Source organism: Inquilinus sp. YAF38 (assembly GCF_052113205.1).
GTDB lineage: Bacteria > Pseudomonadota > Alphaproteobacteria > DSM-16000 > Inquilinaceae > Inquilinus.
The window spans coordinates 1-16,446 of record NZ_JBFRCU010000127.1; the positions used below are offsets into that span (position 1 = coordinate 1).

16 protein-coding genes and 1 pseudogene are annotated in these 16,446 nt (G+C 70.5%); 10 read left to right on the forward strand and 7 right to left on the reverse strand.

The window, feature by feature from the left end; genetic code table 11:
* The 3 genes from AB4Z01_RS33445 to AB4Z01_RS33455 form a co-directional block, all read right to left on the reverse strand.
* Positions 1-1,934 (reverse strand): BatA domain-containing protein (locus tag AB4Z01_RS33445; protein ID WP_441700786.1); only part of this gene is annotated, 1,934 nt, incomplete at its 3' end.
* Positions 1,928-2,842, reverse strand: coding sequence for a DUF58 domain-containing protein (locus AB4Z01_RS33450; protein WP_441700788.1), 915 nt, complete (start codon positions 2,840-2,842; stop codon positions 1,928-1,930). The genes AB4Z01_RS33445 and AB4Z01_RS33450, both read right to left, overlap by 7 nt.
* 7 nt (positions 2,843-2,849) lie before the next feature.
* On the reverse strand, positions 2,850-3,857 hold the full coding sequence (locus AB4Z01_RS33455) for an AAA family ATPase (RefSeq protein WP_441700789.1): 1,008 nt from the start codon (positions 3,855-3,857) through the stop codon (positions 2,850-2,852).
* Between the two features lie 122 nt (positions 3,858-3,979).
* On the opposite strand from AB4Z01_RS33455, the gene AB4Z01_RS33460 reads away from it, so the two are divergent.
* The 4 genes from AB4Z01_RS33460 (at position 3,980) to AB4Z01_RS33475 (ending at position 7,306) form a co-directional block, all read left to right on the forward strand.
* Positions 3,980-4,471, forward strand: coding sequence for a DUF1285 domain-containing protein (locus tag AB4Z01_RS33460; protein WP_441700791.1), 492 nt, complete (start codon positions 3,980-3,982; stop codon positions 4,469-4,471).
* On the forward strand, positions 4,468-5,082 hold the full coding sequence (locus tag AB4Z01_RS33465) for a CoA pyrophosphatase (RefSeq protein ID WP_441700793.1): 615 nt from the start codon (positions 4,468-4,470) through the stop codon (positions 5,080-5,082). The genes AB4Z01_RS33460 and AB4Z01_RS33465 overlap by 4 nt, the downstream gene beginning before the upstream one ends.
* Complete coding sequence (locus tag AB4Z01_RS33470; RefSeq protein ID WP_441700794.1) at positions 5,079-6,281, forward strand: CCA tRNA nucleotidyltransferase; 1,203 nt, start codon at positions 5,079-5,081, stop codon at positions 6,279-6,281. Before AB4Z01_RS33465 ends, AB4Z01_RS33470 begins: the two co-directional genes overlap by 4 nt.
* A gap of 179 nt (positions 6,282-6,460) precedes the next feature.
* Positions 6,461-7,306, forward strand: coding sequence for an alpha/beta fold hydrolase (locus AB4Z01_RS33475; RefSeq protein WP_441700796.1), 846 nt, complete (start codon positions 6,461-6,463; stop codon positions 7,304-7,306).
* 318 nt (positions 7,307-7,624) lie between these two features.
* On the opposite strand, the gene AB4Z01_RS33480 is transcribed toward AB4Z01_RS33475, so the two are convergent.
* Complete coding sequence (locus tag AB4Z01_RS33480; RefSeq protein WP_441700798.1) at positions 7,625-8,563, reverse strand: aldo/keto reductase; 939 nt, start codon at positions 8,561-8,563, stop codon at positions 7,625-7,627.
* Between the two features lie 150 nt (positions 8,564-8,713).
* On the opposite strand from AB4Z01_RS33480, the gene gfa reads away from it, so the two are divergent.
* Positions 8,714-9,283, forward strand: a complete 570-nt coding sequence (gene gfa, locus AB4Z01_RS33485) for an S-(hydroxymethyl)glutathione synthase (protein ID WP_441700800.1) — start codon at positions 8,714-8,716, stop codon at positions 9,281-9,283.
* Positions 9,284-9,547: 264 nt separating this feature from the next.
* Here the strand turns inward: gfa and AB4Z01_RS33490 are convergent, their stop codons facing one another.
* A complete protein-coding gene (locus AB4Z01_RS33490) occupies positions 9,548-10,171 on the reverse strand; it encodes a dihydrofolate reductase family protein (protein WP_441700802.1) in 624 nt (207 codons plus the stop codon).
* A 157-nt stretch (positions 10,172-10,328) separates the two neighbouring features.
* Between AB4Z01_RS33490 and AB4Z01_RS33495 the strand changes: the two genes are divergently transcribed.
* Positions 10,329-10,985, forward strand: a complete 657-nt coding sequence (locus tag AB4Z01_RS33495) for a hypothetical protein (RefSeq protein ID WP_441700803.1) — start codon at positions 10,329-10,331, stop codon at positions 10,983-10,985.
* 361 nt (positions 10,986-11,346) lie between these two features.
* On the opposite strand, the gene hemF is transcribed toward AB4Z01_RS33495, so the two are convergent.
* Positions 11,347-12,237: an oxygen-dependent coproporphyrinogen oxidase gene (hemF, locus tag AB4Z01_RS33500; RefSeq protein ID WP_441700810.1), complete on the reverse strand. Its 891-nt coding sequence runs from the start codon at positions 12,235-12,237 to the stop codon at positions 11,347-11,349.
* Positions 12,238-12,315: 78 nt separating this feature from the next.
* Positions 12,316-12,774, reverse strand: a complete 459-nt coding sequence (locus tag AB4Z01_RS33505; RefSeq protein WP_441700805.1) for a tRNA (cytidine(34)-2'-O)-methyltransferase — start codon at positions 12,772-12,774, stop codon at positions 12,316-12,318.
* A gap of 184 nt (positions 12,775-12,958) precedes the next feature.
* Between AB4Z01_RS33505 and petA the strand changes: the two genes are divergently transcribed.
* The 4 genes and pseudogenes from petA to AB4Z01_RS33525 form a co-directional block, all read left to right on the forward strand.
* Positions 12,959-13,543, forward strand: a complete 585-nt coding sequence (gene petA, locus AB4Z01_RS33510) for a ubiquinol-cytochrome c reductase iron-sulfur subunit (protein WP_429231818.1) — start codon at positions 12,959-12,961, stop codon at positions 13,541-13,543.
* 25 nt (positions 13,544-13,568) lie between these two features.
* Positions 13,569-14,840: a cytochrome b gene (locus AB4Z01_RS33515; RefSeq protein WP_441700807.1), complete on the forward strand. Its 1,272-nt coding sequence runs from the start codon at positions 13,569-13,571 to the stop codon at positions 14,838-14,840.
* 2 nt (positions 14,841-14,842) lie between these two features.
* On the forward strand, positions 14,843-15,643 hold the full coding sequence (locus AB4Z01_RS33520; protein WP_441700809.1) for a cytochrome c1: 801 nt from the start codon (positions 14,843-14,845) through the stop codon (positions 15,641-15,643).
* Between the two features lie 79 nt (positions 15,644-15,722).
* A pseudogene (locus AB4Z01_RS33525) lies at positions 15,723-16,446 on the forward strand (hypothetical protein); the annotation flags it as partial.

A 16,446-nucleotide genomic window follows, 5' to 3' on the forward strand; every position in this document is an offset into this window, starting at 1 on the left:
CGCATGAACAGGGCGATCAGCCCGTCCAGGATCAGCAGGGTCATGGCCAGCGCGAAGACCCAAGGCCGCAGGTCGATCTCGGCCGGGGCCTCGTAGCCCGCCACCGACACGCCCGGCGGCAGGGCCGGCATCGGCTCCAGGCTGGCCACGGCCGAGCCGAGATTGAGGGCGCGGCGGTTGTCCTCGGTGCCGTAGAAGCCGGGCGGATGCTCCGGCCCCGGCACGGTGCCGGCGAAGGCCGGGCCGGCGATCGGCAGGGCCAGCGGCGGCGGCGGCACCAGCCGGCCGAGCCCGTCCAGCAGCTTGACCGGCGCCAGGCTGGCCTGGCCGCTGTCGCCGCCGACGCCGCTGCCCAGCGCCACCACGCGGCGCAGCATGTCGACGAACAGGCCGGAGAAGGCGAGGCTCGACCAGCCCGGCCCGGCCGTGGTGTGGATCAGCACCAGCCAGCCGCGGCCGCGCTTCTCGGCGGTGACGATCGGCGTGCCGTCGGTCAGCCGGGCCCAGGTCTTGTCGGCCAGGTCGGGCGACGGGTCGGCCAGCACCTGGCGCTGGATGCGCACATCGGCCGGGATGGCCAGGCCCTGGAACGGGCTGGTGGCGTCGAACGGCGCCAGCGGCATCGGCTCGGTCCAGGACATCGCGCCGGACAGGGTGCGGTCGCCGAAGCGCAGCGGCACCGGTACCAGCGGGTCCGGATTGGCCGCCAGGATCGGCCCGGCGAAGCGGATCAGCGCGCCGCCGCTTTCCATCCAGCGCTCCGCCGCCTGGCGGTCGGCGTCGGAGGACAGGGTGCCGTCGGGCACCAGCAGGGCGGCCAGCCGGTCGGTCGGCTGGGTGCCGCCCAGCAGGTCGGCAATGCTGCCGCGGCGGATCTCGGCGAAGGGCTCCAGCGCCCGCTGCAGATAGTAGTTTTCGGTCAGCAGCGGCTGGGCCCGGGCGGTATCCTGCGGCGCGGCCAGGCCGACCGGCCGGCGGCGCCACCGCTCATCGACCAGCACGGTGGCGCCGGCCGTGGTCTCGCCCTCGATCGACACCGCGGCGATGGCGTTGCGCGCGGTCGACGGCAGTTCGAACCGGGCCTCGGCCTGGCGCTGCCCGGCGGGGAAGCGGATTTCGGTGCGGGCCAGCGGGCGGCCGTCCTCGGCCGTGGCGCGCAGCACCAGCGGCACGTCGCCGACGGCCGCGGCGCGCTTCACCGGCACGGTCAGGGCGGTGTCGGCCACCTGCGGCGTGCCGACCAGATGCGCCAGGTCGAAGGCCTGCGGGGTCAGCACCTCCAGGCTGCCGAAGCGCTGCAGCCGGGCGGCGAAGTCGCGCACTCCGTCCGCCTCTTTCTCCGTGGTGATGCCGTCGCTGGCCCAGACGACATGGGTCGATCCGGTCAGGCGCAGCGCATCGGCCGCCTTCAGCGCCGCCGCCCGGTCGGTCGGCCAGGGGCTGGGCGCCAGGTTGTCGATCAGGCCGCGCGCCTCGCCCGGGCGCAGCAGGCGGCTGGCCGCGACCGGCTCGCCCGGGGCGGTCGGCGCGGTGGCCAGCAGCACCACGTCTCGGCCCGCCCGCTCGGCTTTGTCGACGGCGGTGCGCAGGGCTTCCTGGCGCTGCGGCCAGCCCTTGCCGGCGGCCCAGCCATTGTCGACCACCAGCAGCACCGGGCCGCTGCCGGGCAGGGCGGAGCCGGGGTTCAGCACCGGATGAGCCAGGGCGACGATGATCAGCGCGGCCAGGACCAGGCGCAGCAGCATCAGCCACCACGGCATCCGCTCCGGCGTCTCCTCCTGCGTCTGCAGGCCCAGCAGCAGGCGGATCGCCGGGAAGCTCAGGCGTCGCGGCGCCGGCGGGGTGACCCGCAGCAGCCAGTAGATCACCGGCAGCAGGATCAGCGCCGCCAGGATGGCGGGCGCCAGGAAGACCAGGCCGGCGAGCGTCACCATCTGGCCCTGCCGGTCACGGCCCCTGACATCACGCCCCACAGGCTCAGCAGCGCCGCCTCGGCCGATCTGTCGGTGCGGTGCACGGCGAAGCTCCAGCCGGCGCGGCGGGCGATCGCCGCCAGCCCGTCCTGGTGCTCGGCCAGGCGCTCGCGATAGGCGTCGCGCACCGACCGCACCCGCGGGATCAGCGCCGATTCGACCTCCTCGATGCCCTCGAAGCGGATGCGGCCCTCGAAGGGCAGCGTCGCCTCGGCCGGGTCGAGCACCTGCAGGATATGGCCGCGCACGCCGCGGGCGGCATAGGCGGCGACCGAGGCGCCGAACTCGTCGAGCGGGGCCAGGCAGTCGCCCAGCAGCACCATGGCGGAATGGCGCGGCACCCGCAGCTCCCACGGCACCGCCTTGCCGGAATCATCCAGCGTGCCACGGTCCAGCGCCACGGCCAAGCGCAGCAGGCTGGCCCGGCCGGTCGCCGGCGGCGTGTCGCCGCCGATCAGCGCCACCCGCTCGCCCGCTCGGTTCAAGAGCGAGGCCAGCGCCAGCAGCAGCACCTCGGCGCGCTCGCGCTTGGTCGGCAGCGACCGGTCGGAACGGTAGTCCATCGACGGCGAGGCGTCGCGCCACAGCCAGGCGGTCTGCACCGCGGCCCATTCGGTCTCGCGCTGGAACAGGCCTTCGGACTTGCCGGACTGGCGCCAGTCGATCCGGCCGATCGGCTCGCCGGCCTGGTAGCGGCGGAACTGCCAGAAGCTTTCGCCGACGCCGACCCGGCGGCGGCCGTGCACGCCCTGGGCCACGGTCGAGGCGACGCGGTCGGCGGCGATCAGCAGCGGCGGCAGCGTTGCCGCCAGCGCATCGGCGGCCTTGCGCCGCTGGGCGCCGGTCAGGGGGGATGAGCCGTCCGCCACCTCGGCCTCAGCCCAGGCGCGCGACCAGGCGCTCGACGACGTCGGCGATGGTGGCGCCATCGGCCCGGGCGGCGAAGGTCAGGGCCATGCGGTGCTGCAGGATCGGGCGGGCCAAAGCGGCGACGTCGTCGACCGAGGGCGAGGTCCGGCCGGTCAGGATGGCGCGGGCGCGGCAGGCCAGCATCAGCGACTGGCTGGCGCGCGGGCCGGGGCCCCAGCCGACCATGCGCTGCACCTCCGGCAGGTCGGTCGAATCGGGGCGGGCGGCGCGGACCAGCGACAGGATCGCCTCCAGCACCGTTTCGCCGACCGGCAGCCGGCGCACCAGGCGCTGGGTCCGCTGCAGCGTGTCGGCGCTGATCACCGCCTCGATCTGGGCCTCGTGCACGCCGGTGGTGGCCAGCAGCATCCGCCGCTCCGCCGCCAGGTCGGGATAGCCGACATCGACCTGCATCAGGAAGCGGTCCAGCTGCGCTTCGGGCAGGGGATAGGTGCCCTCCTGCTCCAGCGGGTTCTGGGTGGCCAGGACGTGGAACGGCTCGGGCAGCGGCAGATAGCGGCCGGCGATCGACACCCGGTGCTCCTGCATCGCCTGCAGCAGCGCCGACTGGGTGCGCGGGCTGGCGCGGTTGATCTCGTCGGCCATCAAGAGCTGGCTGAACACCGGGCCGGGAATGAAGCGGAAGCTGCGGCGGCCGGTCTCGCTCTCCTCCAGCACCTCGGAGCCGAGGATGTCGGCCGGCATCAGGTCCGGCGTGCACTGCACCCGCCGCTCCTCGAGGCCCAGCACGGTGCCCAGCGTCTCGACCAGCCGGGTCTTGGCCAGGCCGGGCAGGCCGACCAGCAGGACATGGCCGCCGGCCAGGATCGTCACGAGGCTCTGGTCGATCACCTCTTGCTGGCCGAAGATGACCCGGCCGATCATGCTGCGGACGGCACCCAGCCGCTCCACCGCCGCATCGATATCGGCGGGCGTGGCCGGGGTGTCGAGCTCGGTCGGGACGGTCGTTTGCATCGGCGTGCCGCTCTGTGAACTGACGGATCTATTGCAAGAGTATGGCGGAATTGAGCGACGGCGAGTCCAAGAAAACGCAACCGGCCCGGGCGCAGTCTGACGCAGGTGCGATGAAGGCTGCCTTGGCGGCAGCCCGACGAAGCCCGACGGCGCAGGACGAGGCCTACGACATCCGCATCGGCCGCGACGGCACCTGGTATTATCACGGCAGCCCGATCCGCCGCCTGCCCCTGGTCAAGCTGTTCGCCACCGTGCTGCGGCGCGATGCGGCCGGCGACTACTGGCTGATCACTCCGGCGGAGCGCGGGCGCATTAAGGTCGACGACGCGCCCTTCGTCGCCGTGGCGGTCGAGGTCTCGGGGACGGGCGAGGACCAGGTCCTGACCTTCCGCACCAATCTCGACGCGGTCCGCGAGGCCGGGCCGGAGCATCCGATCCGCGTCGCCTTCGCCCCCGGCACCGGCGAGCCGTCGCCCTATATCCGGATCGCGGAGGGGCTCGACGCGCTGCTGTCGCGCCCGGTTTTCTACGAGCTGGCCGAGATCGCCGTCGGCCATGACGGCCGGATGGGGGTCTGGAGCCACCGGACCTTCTTCCCGCTGGACCAGGCGTGAGCACCGAGTCGCCCGCGATCGTGGCCGATCTGGAGCGGCTGCGGCGCTACCGGCCGGTACTCTCCCGCGGCGACCACGACCTGAACCCGGACCTGAAGCCGCTGGCGAGCCTGCGGCCGGCGGCGGTGCTGGTGCCGATCGTCCGGCGGCCGGACGGCGACACCATCCTCCTGACCCTGCGCACGCCGCATCTGACCGCCCATGCCGGCCAGATCGCCTTTCCCGGCGGCGGCGTCGAGGCGGGCGACCCGGACCCGCTGTCAGCGGCGCTGCGCGAGACCGAGGAGGAGATCGGCCTGCCGCGGCACAAGGTCGAGATCGTCGGCCGGCTCGACACCTATGTCAGCCGCACCGGCTTCGAGATCCAGCCCTTCATCGGCCTGCTGACGCCGCCCCTGGAAACCGCGCCCGACCCGTTCGAGGTGGCCGAGATCTTCGAGGTGCCGCTGGCCTTCATCCTGGCCCCGACCAACCCGAAGCTGCACCGCATCACCGTGCAGGGGGTGGAGCGGCAATACTATGCCTTCCCCTATCGCGACCGCTATGTCTGGGGCGTGACCGCGGGCATCCTGAGGAATCTCCGCGACGTGCTGCTCGGGACCGCCGAATGACGACACCCTATCGCCTGTCGCCGCTGCCCGGCTGGGCCACCGATGCCGCCGCCCGGGCGGTGATCAACGCCCTGTCGATCCCCGGCTTCGACCCGCGCTTCGTCGGCGGCTGCGTCCGCAACGCGCTGCTCGGCCGCGATGCCGCGGATGTCGACATCGCCACGCCGCTCAAGCCCGAGGCGGTGATGGTGGCACTGCACAATGCCGGGCTCGGCGTGATCCCGACCGGGCTGCAGCACGGCACGGTCACCGCCCGGTCGCATGGCAAGAGCTTTGAGATCACCACCCTCCGCGTCGATGTCGAGACCGACGGCCGGCACGCGGTGGTCGAGTTCACCGCCGATTGGCGGGCCGACGCCGCGCGGCGCGACTTCACCATGAACGCGCTGTCGGTCGATGCCGAAGGCGCGGTGCACGACTATTTCGGCGGGGTGGCGGACGCCCTGGCCGGCCGGGTCCGCTTCGTCGGCGACCCGGCGCAGCGCATCGCCGAGGACGCGTTGCGCATCCTGCGCTTCTTCCGCTTTCACGCCCATTACGGCCAGGGCGAGCTCGACCCGGCGGCGCTGGCCGCCTGCGCCGCCGCGTCCGGCCACCTCGACCGGTTGTCGGGCGAGCGGGTGCGGGCCGAGCTGCTGAAGCTGCTGGCTGCGCCTGATCCGGTGCCGGTCTGGCGGGCGATGGTCGCGGCCGGCATCGCCCGGCACGTGATCGGCGAGGATGGCGACATCGCCCGGCTGCAGGGGTTGGTCCAGGTCGCCCCCGGCTCCGACCCCTTGCTGCGGCTGGCGGCCTTGCTGCGCGGCGAGGCGGCGGCGGTGGCGGCGCGGCTGAAGCTGTCGAATGACGAGCGCGACCGGCTGGTCGGGCTGCAGCAGAGCACGCTCGACAACGCGCCGGACGAGGTCGGGGTGCGGCTCCTCCTGTACCGGCACGGCCGGACCGGCGGTCGCGACCGGCTGCGCCTGGCCTGGGCCGCGGCGCCGAAGCGCTGGAGCTTCAAGCGCGCCCTGGCGGCGCTGGAGAAGGAGCATGTGCCGGCCCTGCCGGTGCGCGGCCGCGACGTGGTCGCCCTCGGCGTCTCCGGCCCCGCCGTCGGCCGGACCCTGGCCGAGATCGAGCGCTGGTGGATCAGCCAGGGCCTGCGCCCCGGCCGCGACGAAAGCCTCGGCCGGCTGCGTGAATTGGCCGGGGTTTGATTCCAGCGGCCTTTGCTATCGACTCTCCAGCCTTTTTTCGTCATGGCGAGGAGCGAAGCGACGTGGCCATCCAGAGATCGAGCCGCTGGATGGCCACGCCCCTGCGGGGCTCGCCATGACGGGTCAATATTTCGGGCCGTTGGTCTAAAAACCGCCAGGCTGACAAGGGGGGGAACGAAATGGGCGAGAAGACTGTCACGGCCGACGGCGTGGAGATCGCGACCGAGGCCTTCGGCGACCCGGCGCACCCGCCGGTGCTGCTGGTCATGGGCGCCATGGCCTCGATGCTGTGGTGGCCGGAAGGGTTCTGCCGGCGCCTGGCCGAGCGCGGCCGCCACGTGATCCGCTACGACAACCGCGACACCGGCCTGTCGACCTTATATCCGCCGGGCCAGCCGCCCTACGGCTTCGACGAGATGGCCGACGACGCCATCCGGGTGCTGGACGGATACGGGCTGGACCGGGCCCATCTCGTCGGCATGTCGCTCGGCGGCATGATCGCGCAGATCGCGGCGCTGGCGCATCCGGGCCGGGTCGCCTCGCTGACCGCGATCAGCACCTCGCCGGTCGGCACCGACACCTCGCACCTGCCGAAGACCACCGCGGCCTATATGGAACACGCGGCCACCGGCGAATCGGTCGATTGGACCGACCGGGCGCAGGTGATCGACTTCATGCGCCGCGACGCCCGCGCGATCTCCGGCACCGCCCATCCGCACGACGCGGATGCAGCCCGCCGGCTGATCGAGACCGATTACGATCGCGCGCGCAGCTTCATCAGCGCCACCAACCATTTCATGCTGAAGGGCAGCGACCGGTGGCGCGGCCGGCTGGGCGAGCTCCAGGCGCCGCTGCTGGTCATCCACGGCACCGCCGACCCGATCTTCCCGGTCGAGCACGGCGCCACGCTCGCCGCCGCCGTGCCGGGCGCCCGGCTGGTGCGGATCGATGGCGGCGGGCACGAGTTGCATCCCGCGGACTGGGAGACCTACCTGACCGCGATCGCCGAGCACACGGCGGCGTAGAGCAAGATCGGTTGGCGTTGAATCAGGCGGCTGTACCCGGGCCGAAATACGACGGGATGCCGAGCGTCTTCGCATTGCCTCTCCCGCCGGACGCGGGAGAGGCCGGGCGTCCGCAGGACGACCGGGTGAGGGCTGGCCCAGGCCTCGACAAAGAGCCCTCACCCGGAGCCGCTTCGCGTCTCCGACCTCTCCTGCAAGCGAGACCTTTTCAGATTTCTCTTTCGGCCGATGCCTTTGCCGGTCCCAAATGGCCCAAGAGACATTCTGAAAAGCTCTCGCAAGCGGGAGAGGCAACAGTCATCCGGCTCCGGCCCGACCTCAGGCCGACACGTTCTCGGTCGCCAGCTCGGCCCACAGCGCCTCCGGAATGTCCTGCCGCAGCAGCGCCAGGTTGCGGTCGACCTCCTCGGCCGATTGATGGCCGACGACGACGCTGGCCACGGCCGGGTGGCGCAGAGGGAACTGCAGCGCCGCCGCCGGCAGCGTCACGTCGTGGCGGCGGCACACCGCCTCGATCCGCCGGGTCTGCTCCAGCACCTCGGGCGTCGCCGGCTTATAGTGGTAACGCGCGCCCTCGATTGCGCCGGTGGCCAGGATGCCGGTGTTGAACGGCGCCGCCACCAGCACCGAGATTTCGCGCTTCACGCAATCGTCGAGGAACGGCACCGAATCCTGCTTCAGCAGGGTATAGCCGCCGGCCAGCATCATGCAGTCGAACGCGCCGGCCTCGGCGAAGCGCTGGCACACCTGCCAGTTGCTCACCCCGACGCCGATGGCGCCGACCACACCCTGTCGGCGCAGCTCCGCCAGCGCCGGGTACGCGCCGTCCATCGCCTCGGCGAATCGGGCCTCATAGGAATCGCCATGCAGGTCGGGGGTGACGTCGTGGATGAAGACGATGTCCAGCCGGTCGCGCTTCAGCTTGGCCAGGCTGCGCTCGACCGACCGCAGGATGCCGTCCCGTGTGTAGTCGAAGCGGTTCTGCCCGTCCTCGGTGGTCCGGCCGGCCTTGGTCGACAGCACATGCTCGTCGCGCGGCCGGTCCGCCAGCGCAGTGCCGAACCGGGTTTCGCTGACCCCGCCGGCATAGAGCGCGGCGGTGTCGAAATGGCGCAGGCCGCGGTCCCAGCAATGGTCGACCAGCGCGGCCACGGCGGCGTCGCCGATCGAGCTGAACAGGCTGCCGCCGCCGATGCCCAGGCGGGATACGCGCAGCGTGGTGCGGCCGACCGGGCGGCGCTCAACGGGATCGAACATGACTCTCCTCGGGGTGGCTCAGGCTGGGCTGATCCCCGATCTTGGCACCATTTCTCGTCCGAGGGTCCAATAGAGATTCCGCCGCGCATGTCCGACACTTCCGCCGGAACGACCATCCGGGTCAACGAACCTACAATAGGGAGAAACGCGATGAGCGAGTCCATACACCCGGTCGTCGACGGCGGCGTGCGCCAGGGGTCAGGCAGCTTCCAGGGCGGCACTCTGACCTGTCTGTGCACCGATCGTCCCGTCAAGGTGCGCATCGAGGGCGACGTCGCCCATAACCATGCCTGCGGCTGCACCAAGTGCTGGAAGCCGAAAGGCACGGCCTTCTCCGTCGTCGCCGTGGTGCCGTCCGACAAGGTGACGGTGCTGGAGAACGGCGACAAGCTGGCGGTGGTCGATCCCAGCGCCCTGATCCAGCGGCATGCCTGCAAGCAATGCGGCGTCCATCTGCACGGGCCGGTCGAGCGCGACCACCCGTTCAAGGGCCTGTCCTTCATCCATCCGGAGCGGTTCGAAAGCAGCGGCTATGCCGCGCCGACCTTCGCCGCCTTCGTCTCGTCGGTCATCGAATCGGGCGTCGACCCGGGCCGCATGGAAGGCATTCGGGCCAGGCTCAACCAGCTGGGGCTGCCGCCCTATGACTGCCTGTCGCCGGGGCTGATGGATTACATCGCGACCTGGACCGCCAAGCGTTCCGGTGCCTTGCCGGCCTAGCGCGGGCTGAGTGTAGTCGAGATCGGGTCATCCCGATCGCACCACGGCTGTGAGTTCTTGCCTCTCCCGCTTGCGGGAGAGGTCGGAGACGCGAAGCGGCTCCGGGTGAGGGCCCATTGTCGAGGCCCGGCCAGCCCTCACCCGGTCGTCCTGCGGACGCCCGACCTCTCCCGCCAGGCGGGAGAGGCAATTTGATTGCGCCAGGCATTTATCGATTCCGGCTCAGCCTTCCCGCAGCACCCGCTCGCGCCGGGTGAGTTCGGCCTATGTCGGCTTGTCCAGGGCGAAGGACCCGGTCGTCACCTCGCCGGACCGGGTATAGCTGCTGATCACCACCCCGGTGGTCGACACCTGGCTGCTCACCAGCTTCAGCCCGGCCGGGATGGCGCCGCGGCCGAACAGCCGCTTGCCGGAGCCGAGCACGACCGGGAAGGTCATCAGCCTGAACTCGTCGATCAGGTCGTGCGCCAGCAGGGCCTGGATCAGCTCGCTGCTGCCCTGCAGCAGCAGGTCCGGCCCGTTGTGCCGCTTCAGCTCGGCCACCGCCTGCGCCGCGTCGCCGCGCAGGGCGACGGAGTTCTGCCAGGCCAGGGGCGTGGTCGAGCTGGTGACGACGTATTTCGTCACCCGGTTGAACAGCGCGCCGACCGGGTCGTCGGCTGGGACGCGCGGCCAGTGGGCGGCGAAGATCTCGTAGGTCTTGCGGCCCAGCAGCAGGTCGAACGGAATGTCGAAGGCCTCGTCCATGGCCCGCCCCATGACGTCATCCCAGTGGTGGAACGTCCAGCCGCCCAGGGCAAAGTCGCTGTCCGGGTCCTCCTCCGGCCCGCCGGGGGCCTGCATCACGCCGTCCAGGCTCAGGAACGCGGCGGCGACGACCTTCCTCATCTCGTTCTCCTGTCGATGGCGGCGTCTCGCACGCCGGGATCGTTCCAAGGACGGCCGGTGAGACGGCGATCCGACAAGCCGGCCATCTTTTTGCGTTCGGGCCTGTGAACACAATGTTCATTGCGCGCGTCCGCGGTTTTCGTTCATGCTATGTTCTATGGATGAGGCGAAATCCGAACCGATCCGGCCGACCGACCCCGACATGCATTGGACGGGCTGGGCGCTGACCACGCTGCGCGAGGCGGCCGAGATCGACATGCGCTGCAAGCGGCTGACCGAGCGGCAGCAGGAGCGGGCGCATCACGACCCGAAGGCGCCGCCGCCGGCTTTCGGCCTGATCCAGGCGCGGCTGACGCGCTCGGTGCGGCTGACGGTCGCCCTGACCGACCGGATCCGCAACGGCTTCATGACGCGGCGGGACGAACGCAAGACCTCGGGCGAGGAAGCCCGCCGCCGGCAGCGGCGCGAGCGCGCGGCGCAAATGGTCGGCGAGGCGACGGCGCAGCCCGAACGCGGAATCGACGCCGAATGCATGCGGGCGATGGCGTGGGAGTCGCTGGTCGAGGACGAGATGCTCGACGCGCAGCTGGACACGCTGTCGGCGGAAGAATTGGTGCGGGAGGTCTGCCGCAAGATCGGCCACCCGCCGGTGCGGCTGCCGCAGAGCTGGGACGAGGGCGCCGAGATGACGCCCGTCCCGCCGCGGGAGACCGAAACGGCCGATCGCGAATCCACGGACGACTGGTCCGCGGAGCCGGGCGAGTCCGACACCGGCCGGCATGTGCCGGAGTCGTCGAACCCGGACAGCAGCTAGCCGCCATGGTGCGACCGCGTAGGTTGGGTTCGCGTCGCGAACCCAACATCCCGCCGTCGCACCATTGTTGGGTTCGCTTGCCGCGAACCCAACCTACGAAACTGCCGATCACACCGAGCCAGCCCAACCTTCCACTCTCCCCCTCCCCTTGCGGGAGGGGGTTGGGGGAGGGGTCTGCGCGCGTCCGCGCGCGAATGGCCTAGCGGGAGGTCCGATCAGGCATAGGCCGCTTACATCGATCCAGGCTGCGACACCCCCTCCCCCTGCCCCCTCCCGCAAGGGGAGGGGGAGAGTAGAAGGATAGGCCGATCCAAATGGCGCTGTTCTGAAAACCCCCTCAACGGGTGAGCCAAGACAAACTCTAAGGCCAGGCCACCAGGGGCGGCAGCGACATGAGAATCGCCTCGGTGTTGCCGCCGGTCTTCAATCCGAAGGTCGTGCCGCGGTCGTACAGCAGGTTGAATTCGACATAACGGCCGCGGCGCTGCAGCTGGTGGGCGCGCTGGTCCTCGGTCCAGGGCCGGTCCATGTGGCGGCGGACGATGCGCGGATAGGCGTCGAGGAAGGCCAGGCCGACATCGCGGGTGAAGCCGAAATCGGCCTCCCAGTCGCCGCTGTCCAGATTGTCGTAGAAGATGCCGCCGACGCCGCGCGGCTCGTCCCGGTGCGGCAGGAAGAAGTACCGGTCGCACCACTCCTTGAAGCGCGGATAGTAGCCGGGGTCGTGCCGGTCGCAGGCGGCCTGCAGCGCAGCGTGGAATTCGGCGGTGTCGGTCTCGTCGGCAACCATCGGCGTCAGGTCGGCGCCGCCGCCGAACCAGCCGATCGAGGTCTCGATCCGCCGCGTGTTCATGTGCACCGCCGGCACCAGCGGGCTCTGCAGATGGGCGACGACGCTGATGCCCGAGGCCCAGAACCGGCCGTCGCCCTCGGCGCCCTTGATCTGCGCCCGGAACGCCTCCGAGAACTCGCCATGCACGGTCGAGATGTTGACGCCGACCTTCTCGAACACCCGGCCGCGCATCGTCGCCATCACGCCGCCGCCGCCGCCCGGCCGGTCCCAGGCCTTGCGCTCGAACCGCCCCGGCGGCCGGTCGGCCCAGGGGCTGGCGGGCGGCCCGGCATAGTCGTCCTCGATCGCTTCGAAGGCGGCGCAGATCCGGTCGCGCAGCGTCGCGAACCAGGCGGCGGCTTCGGCCTTGCGGGATTCGACCGGATCGGATGGGGTCGGGTCGGGCGAGGTCGGGCTCATGCGGCAGGCCTTTGTTGCAGCGCCCGCACCATAGGGCGGGCGGCCGAAGGCGAAAATGGTCATCCGCGCCGCAGGGCCTCAGGGCTCCCCGGGCCCGGTGCCGGTCTGGCGAATCGCTTCGCCCAGCACCATGGCCGCCGCGGTCGCGACATTGATCGAGCGCGCCTCCGGCCGCAGCGGGATGACGATGCGGGCATCCGCCGCAGCATGCACCGCCTCGGGCACGCCGGCGCTTTCGCGCCCGACCATGATCCGGTCGGAGGCGGCGAAGGCGAAGCCGGCATAGGGCTGGCTGGCCTTGGTGGTCAGCAGCACCAGCCGCCCGGCATGGGTGGTTTCGGCATAGTGCCGCCAGCTGGTCCAGCGCGTGAGATCGAGGAAATCCGCGTAGTCCATGGCCGCGCGCCGCAGCCGCCGGTCGTCGACCAGGAAGCCGCAGGGCTCGATCAGGTCGACCGCGACGCCCAGCGCCGCCGCCAGCCGCATCATCGTGCCGGCGTTCTGTGGGATGTCGGGTTCGTAGAGGACAAGGCGCATGTCGGTCGACTCCGTGCCGCGGTGCTGCGTCGCTGGGCGGTTCTAGCGAATTGCAAGGGTCGGAATGGCATTGTATAGACCCGTGGCCGCCTCCTGCCCGGGATACGGCATCGTCGCCCCGGGCCAAAGCCAGCTCGGGAGGCGCGGGGGAAGATAAGGTCGACCGAGAAGGACCGTTGCAACAATGTCGGATACCACCCTCCAGGGCGCGCCGGGCCCGAGTCATACGCCAACCGGGGATCATGGATCCGGGGAGGGGGGCACTCGTCGCGACTTCCTGTATCTCCTGACCGGCGCGGTGGGCGCGGTCGGCGTCGCCAGCGTGGCCTGGCCCCTGATCGACAGCATGAACCCGTCGAAGGACGTCCTGGCCCTGGCCTCGATCGACGTCGACCTGGCGCCGGTGGCCGTCGGCCAGTCCCTGACGGTGAAGTGGCGCGGCAAGCCGGTGTTCATCCGTCACCGGCCGGAAGACCAGATCAAGGCCGCCGAAGAGGTGCCGCTCAGCCAGCTGCCGGACCCGCAGCCCGATTCGGCGCGCGTGCAGAAGGCGGAATGGCTCGTGGTCATCGGCGTGTGCACCCATCTCGGCTGCATTCCGCTGGGTCAGAATCCGGGTGAGAACCGCGGCCCGTTCGGCGGCTGGTTCTGCCCCTGCCACGGCTCGATCTACGACACTTCCGGACGCATCCGGCAGGGTCCGGCGCCGCAGAATCTCGCCGTGCCGACCTACGCCTTCACCGCCGACACCAAGGTCAAGATCGGCTGAGCCGCTCGTTCCGGAGAGACTTCTTATGGCACACTCAGCCCAGCCCTCGACCTTCAAGAACCCGGCGATCCGCTGGGTCGACTCGCGGCTGCCGATCTTCTCGATGATGTACAAGGAGTACGGCGAATACCCGGCTCCGCGGAACTTCAACTATCTTTGGAACTTCGGCGCCATCGCCGGGATGATGCTGGTGATCATGATCGCCACCGGCCTGTTCCTGTCGATGCAGTACACGCCGCATGTCGATTTCGCCTTCCAGTCGGTCGAGCGCATCATGCGCGACGTCAATTACGGCTGGATGATGCGCTACATCCATGCCAACGGCGCGTCGATGTTCTTCATCGCCGTCTACATCCACATCTTCCGCGGCCTGTATTACGGCTCCTACAAGAGCCCGCGTGAGCTGGTGTGGATCTTCGGCGTCCTGATCTTCCTGCTGATGATGGCCACCGCCTTCATGGGCTACGTGCTGCCCTGGGGCCAGATGAGCTTCTGGGGCGCCACCGTCATCACCAACCTGTTCTCCGCCATCCCGCTGGTCGGCGAGAACATCGTCACCTGGCTGTGGGGCGGCTTCGCGGTCGACAACCCGACGCTGAACCGCTTCTACTCGCTGCACTTCCTGCTGCCGTTCGTGATCCTCGGCGTCGTCGTCATCCATGTCGGCGCCTTCCACATCACCGGCTCGAACAACCCCTCGGGCATCGACCCGAAGGGGCCGCAGGACACGCTGCCCTTCCACCCGTACTACACGGCCAAGGACAGCTTCGGCATCGCCGTGTTCCTGATCTTCTATGCCTTCATCGTGTTCTTCGCGCCGAACCTGATGGGGCATGCCGACAACTACATCCAGGCCAACCCGCTGCAGACGCCGGCGCATATCGTCCCGGAATGGTACTTCCTGCCGTTCTACGCGATCCTGCGCTCGATCACCTTCAGCCTGTTCGGCATCCCGGCGAAGCTGCTCGGCGTCATCGCCATGTTCGGCGCCATCGCCATCCTGTTCGTGCTGCCCTGGCTCGACACCAGCCGGGTCCGCAGCGCGCGGTTCCGGCCGATCTACCGCTGGTGCTTCTGGCTCCTGGTCGCCTCGGTGATCGGCCTCGGCTATGCCGGGTCGCAGCCGCCGGAAGGCCTGCCGGTGCTGATCGGCCAGGTCGGCATGGTCTATTACTTCCTGCACTTCCTGGTGATCCTGCCGATCCTGGGCAAGATCGAACGGCCGCTGCCGCTGCCGCGCAGCATCAGCGAATCCGTCCTCGGGCCGTCGGCCGCTACGAATACGGTGAAGGCGTGACCATGCCGCTCCTCGACAAGATCATGCTCAGATCCGCTCTCACCGCCGCGGCCCTGCTGCTGACCCTCGGCGCCGTCCTCCCGGCCGCCCAGGCGGCGGAAGGCAGCGTCGAGCCGCCAGCCCAGAACTGGACCTTCGGCGGCTTCTTCGGCAGCTTCGACCGGGCTTCCGCCCAGCGCGGCTTTCAGGTGTACAAGGAGGTCTGCTCGACCTGCCACTCGATGCACCTGATGTCCTACCGCGACCTGACCGGGCTCGGCTTCAACGCGGACGAGGTCAAGGCGATCGCCGCCGAGTACAAGGTGGCCGACACCAACGACGCCGGCGAGCCGATCGAGCGCACGGCGCTGCCCTCGGACAAGTTCCACAACCCGTTCCCGAACGACAAGGCCGCGGCGGCGGCGAATGGCGGCAAGCTGCCGCCGGACCTGTCGCTGATGGCCAAGGCGCGCGGCGAGGGCGGCGAGACCGACGGCCCGAACTACATCTACGCCTTCCTCACCGGCTTCCATGACGCGCCGGAAGGCTTCAAGGTGCCGGACGGGCTGAACTACAACGCCTACTTCCCCGGCCATGTCACGGCGATGCCGAACATCCTGGGCGACGACGCGGTGACCTACAGCGACGGCACCAAGGCGACGCATCAGCAGGAGGCCTGGGACGTCGTCAACTTCCTGATGTGGACGGCGGAGCCGTCGATGGAGGAGCGCAAGTACACCGGCGTCAAGGTGGTGCTGTTCCTGATCATCTTCGCCGGCCTCCTGTACTCGGTGAAGCGCAAGGTCTGGGCCAGCGCCCACTGAGATAGGCGTCCGATCCGACACGAGGCGGCGCTTGCGCCGCCTCGTGCTATTTTGGGGCATCGCTGCTGGGAGGCCCGCCATGGACCGGACCGAGACCCGACCGCTCGCGCTGCCGCCCGCGATCCGCGGCCTGAACCTGTTCACCACCGACCGCGACCTGCAGCGTCGCCTGGCCCGGCGCAGCCCGGACCTGTTGCCGCGCTTCGGCGACCGGCTGGCCGAGTTCGGCGCCTGGGTCGGCGAGGCGGTGGAAGCGCAGGCCGACTACACCAGCCGGCACGCACCGCCACGGCTCGAGAGCCATGACGGCACCGGCGCGCCGGTCGGCCGGGTGGTGCTGAACGCCGAATACCGCGCCTGCCACGCCGACGCCTATCGCCGCGGCGTCATCGGCCTGGCCTTTGGTTTGGAGGGGGGCGGGCCGGAGCGGGCGCCGCATCTGCTGTCCTTCGTCATGGGCGGGGTGCTGTCCCAGGCCGATGTGTCGCTGCACTGCCCGGTGACGCTGACCGGCGCCGTCGCCTGGGCGCTCGACCGGCTGGCGCCGGATCCGGTGCGCAGCCAGTGGCTGCCGCTCTTGACCCGGATGGACGGCCAGGCGCTGTCCGGCGGCACCTGGGCGACCGAGCTGCATGGCGGCACCGACGTCGCCGCCACCACCACGGCGGCCGAGCCGGACGGCGCGGCCTGGCGCTTGACCGGCCTCAAATGGTTCACCAGCAATGCCGGGGCCGGGGTGGCGCTGGCCACCGCCCGGCCGCGCGGCGCGCCGGACGGGGCGCGCGGCCTGGGCTGCTATCTGG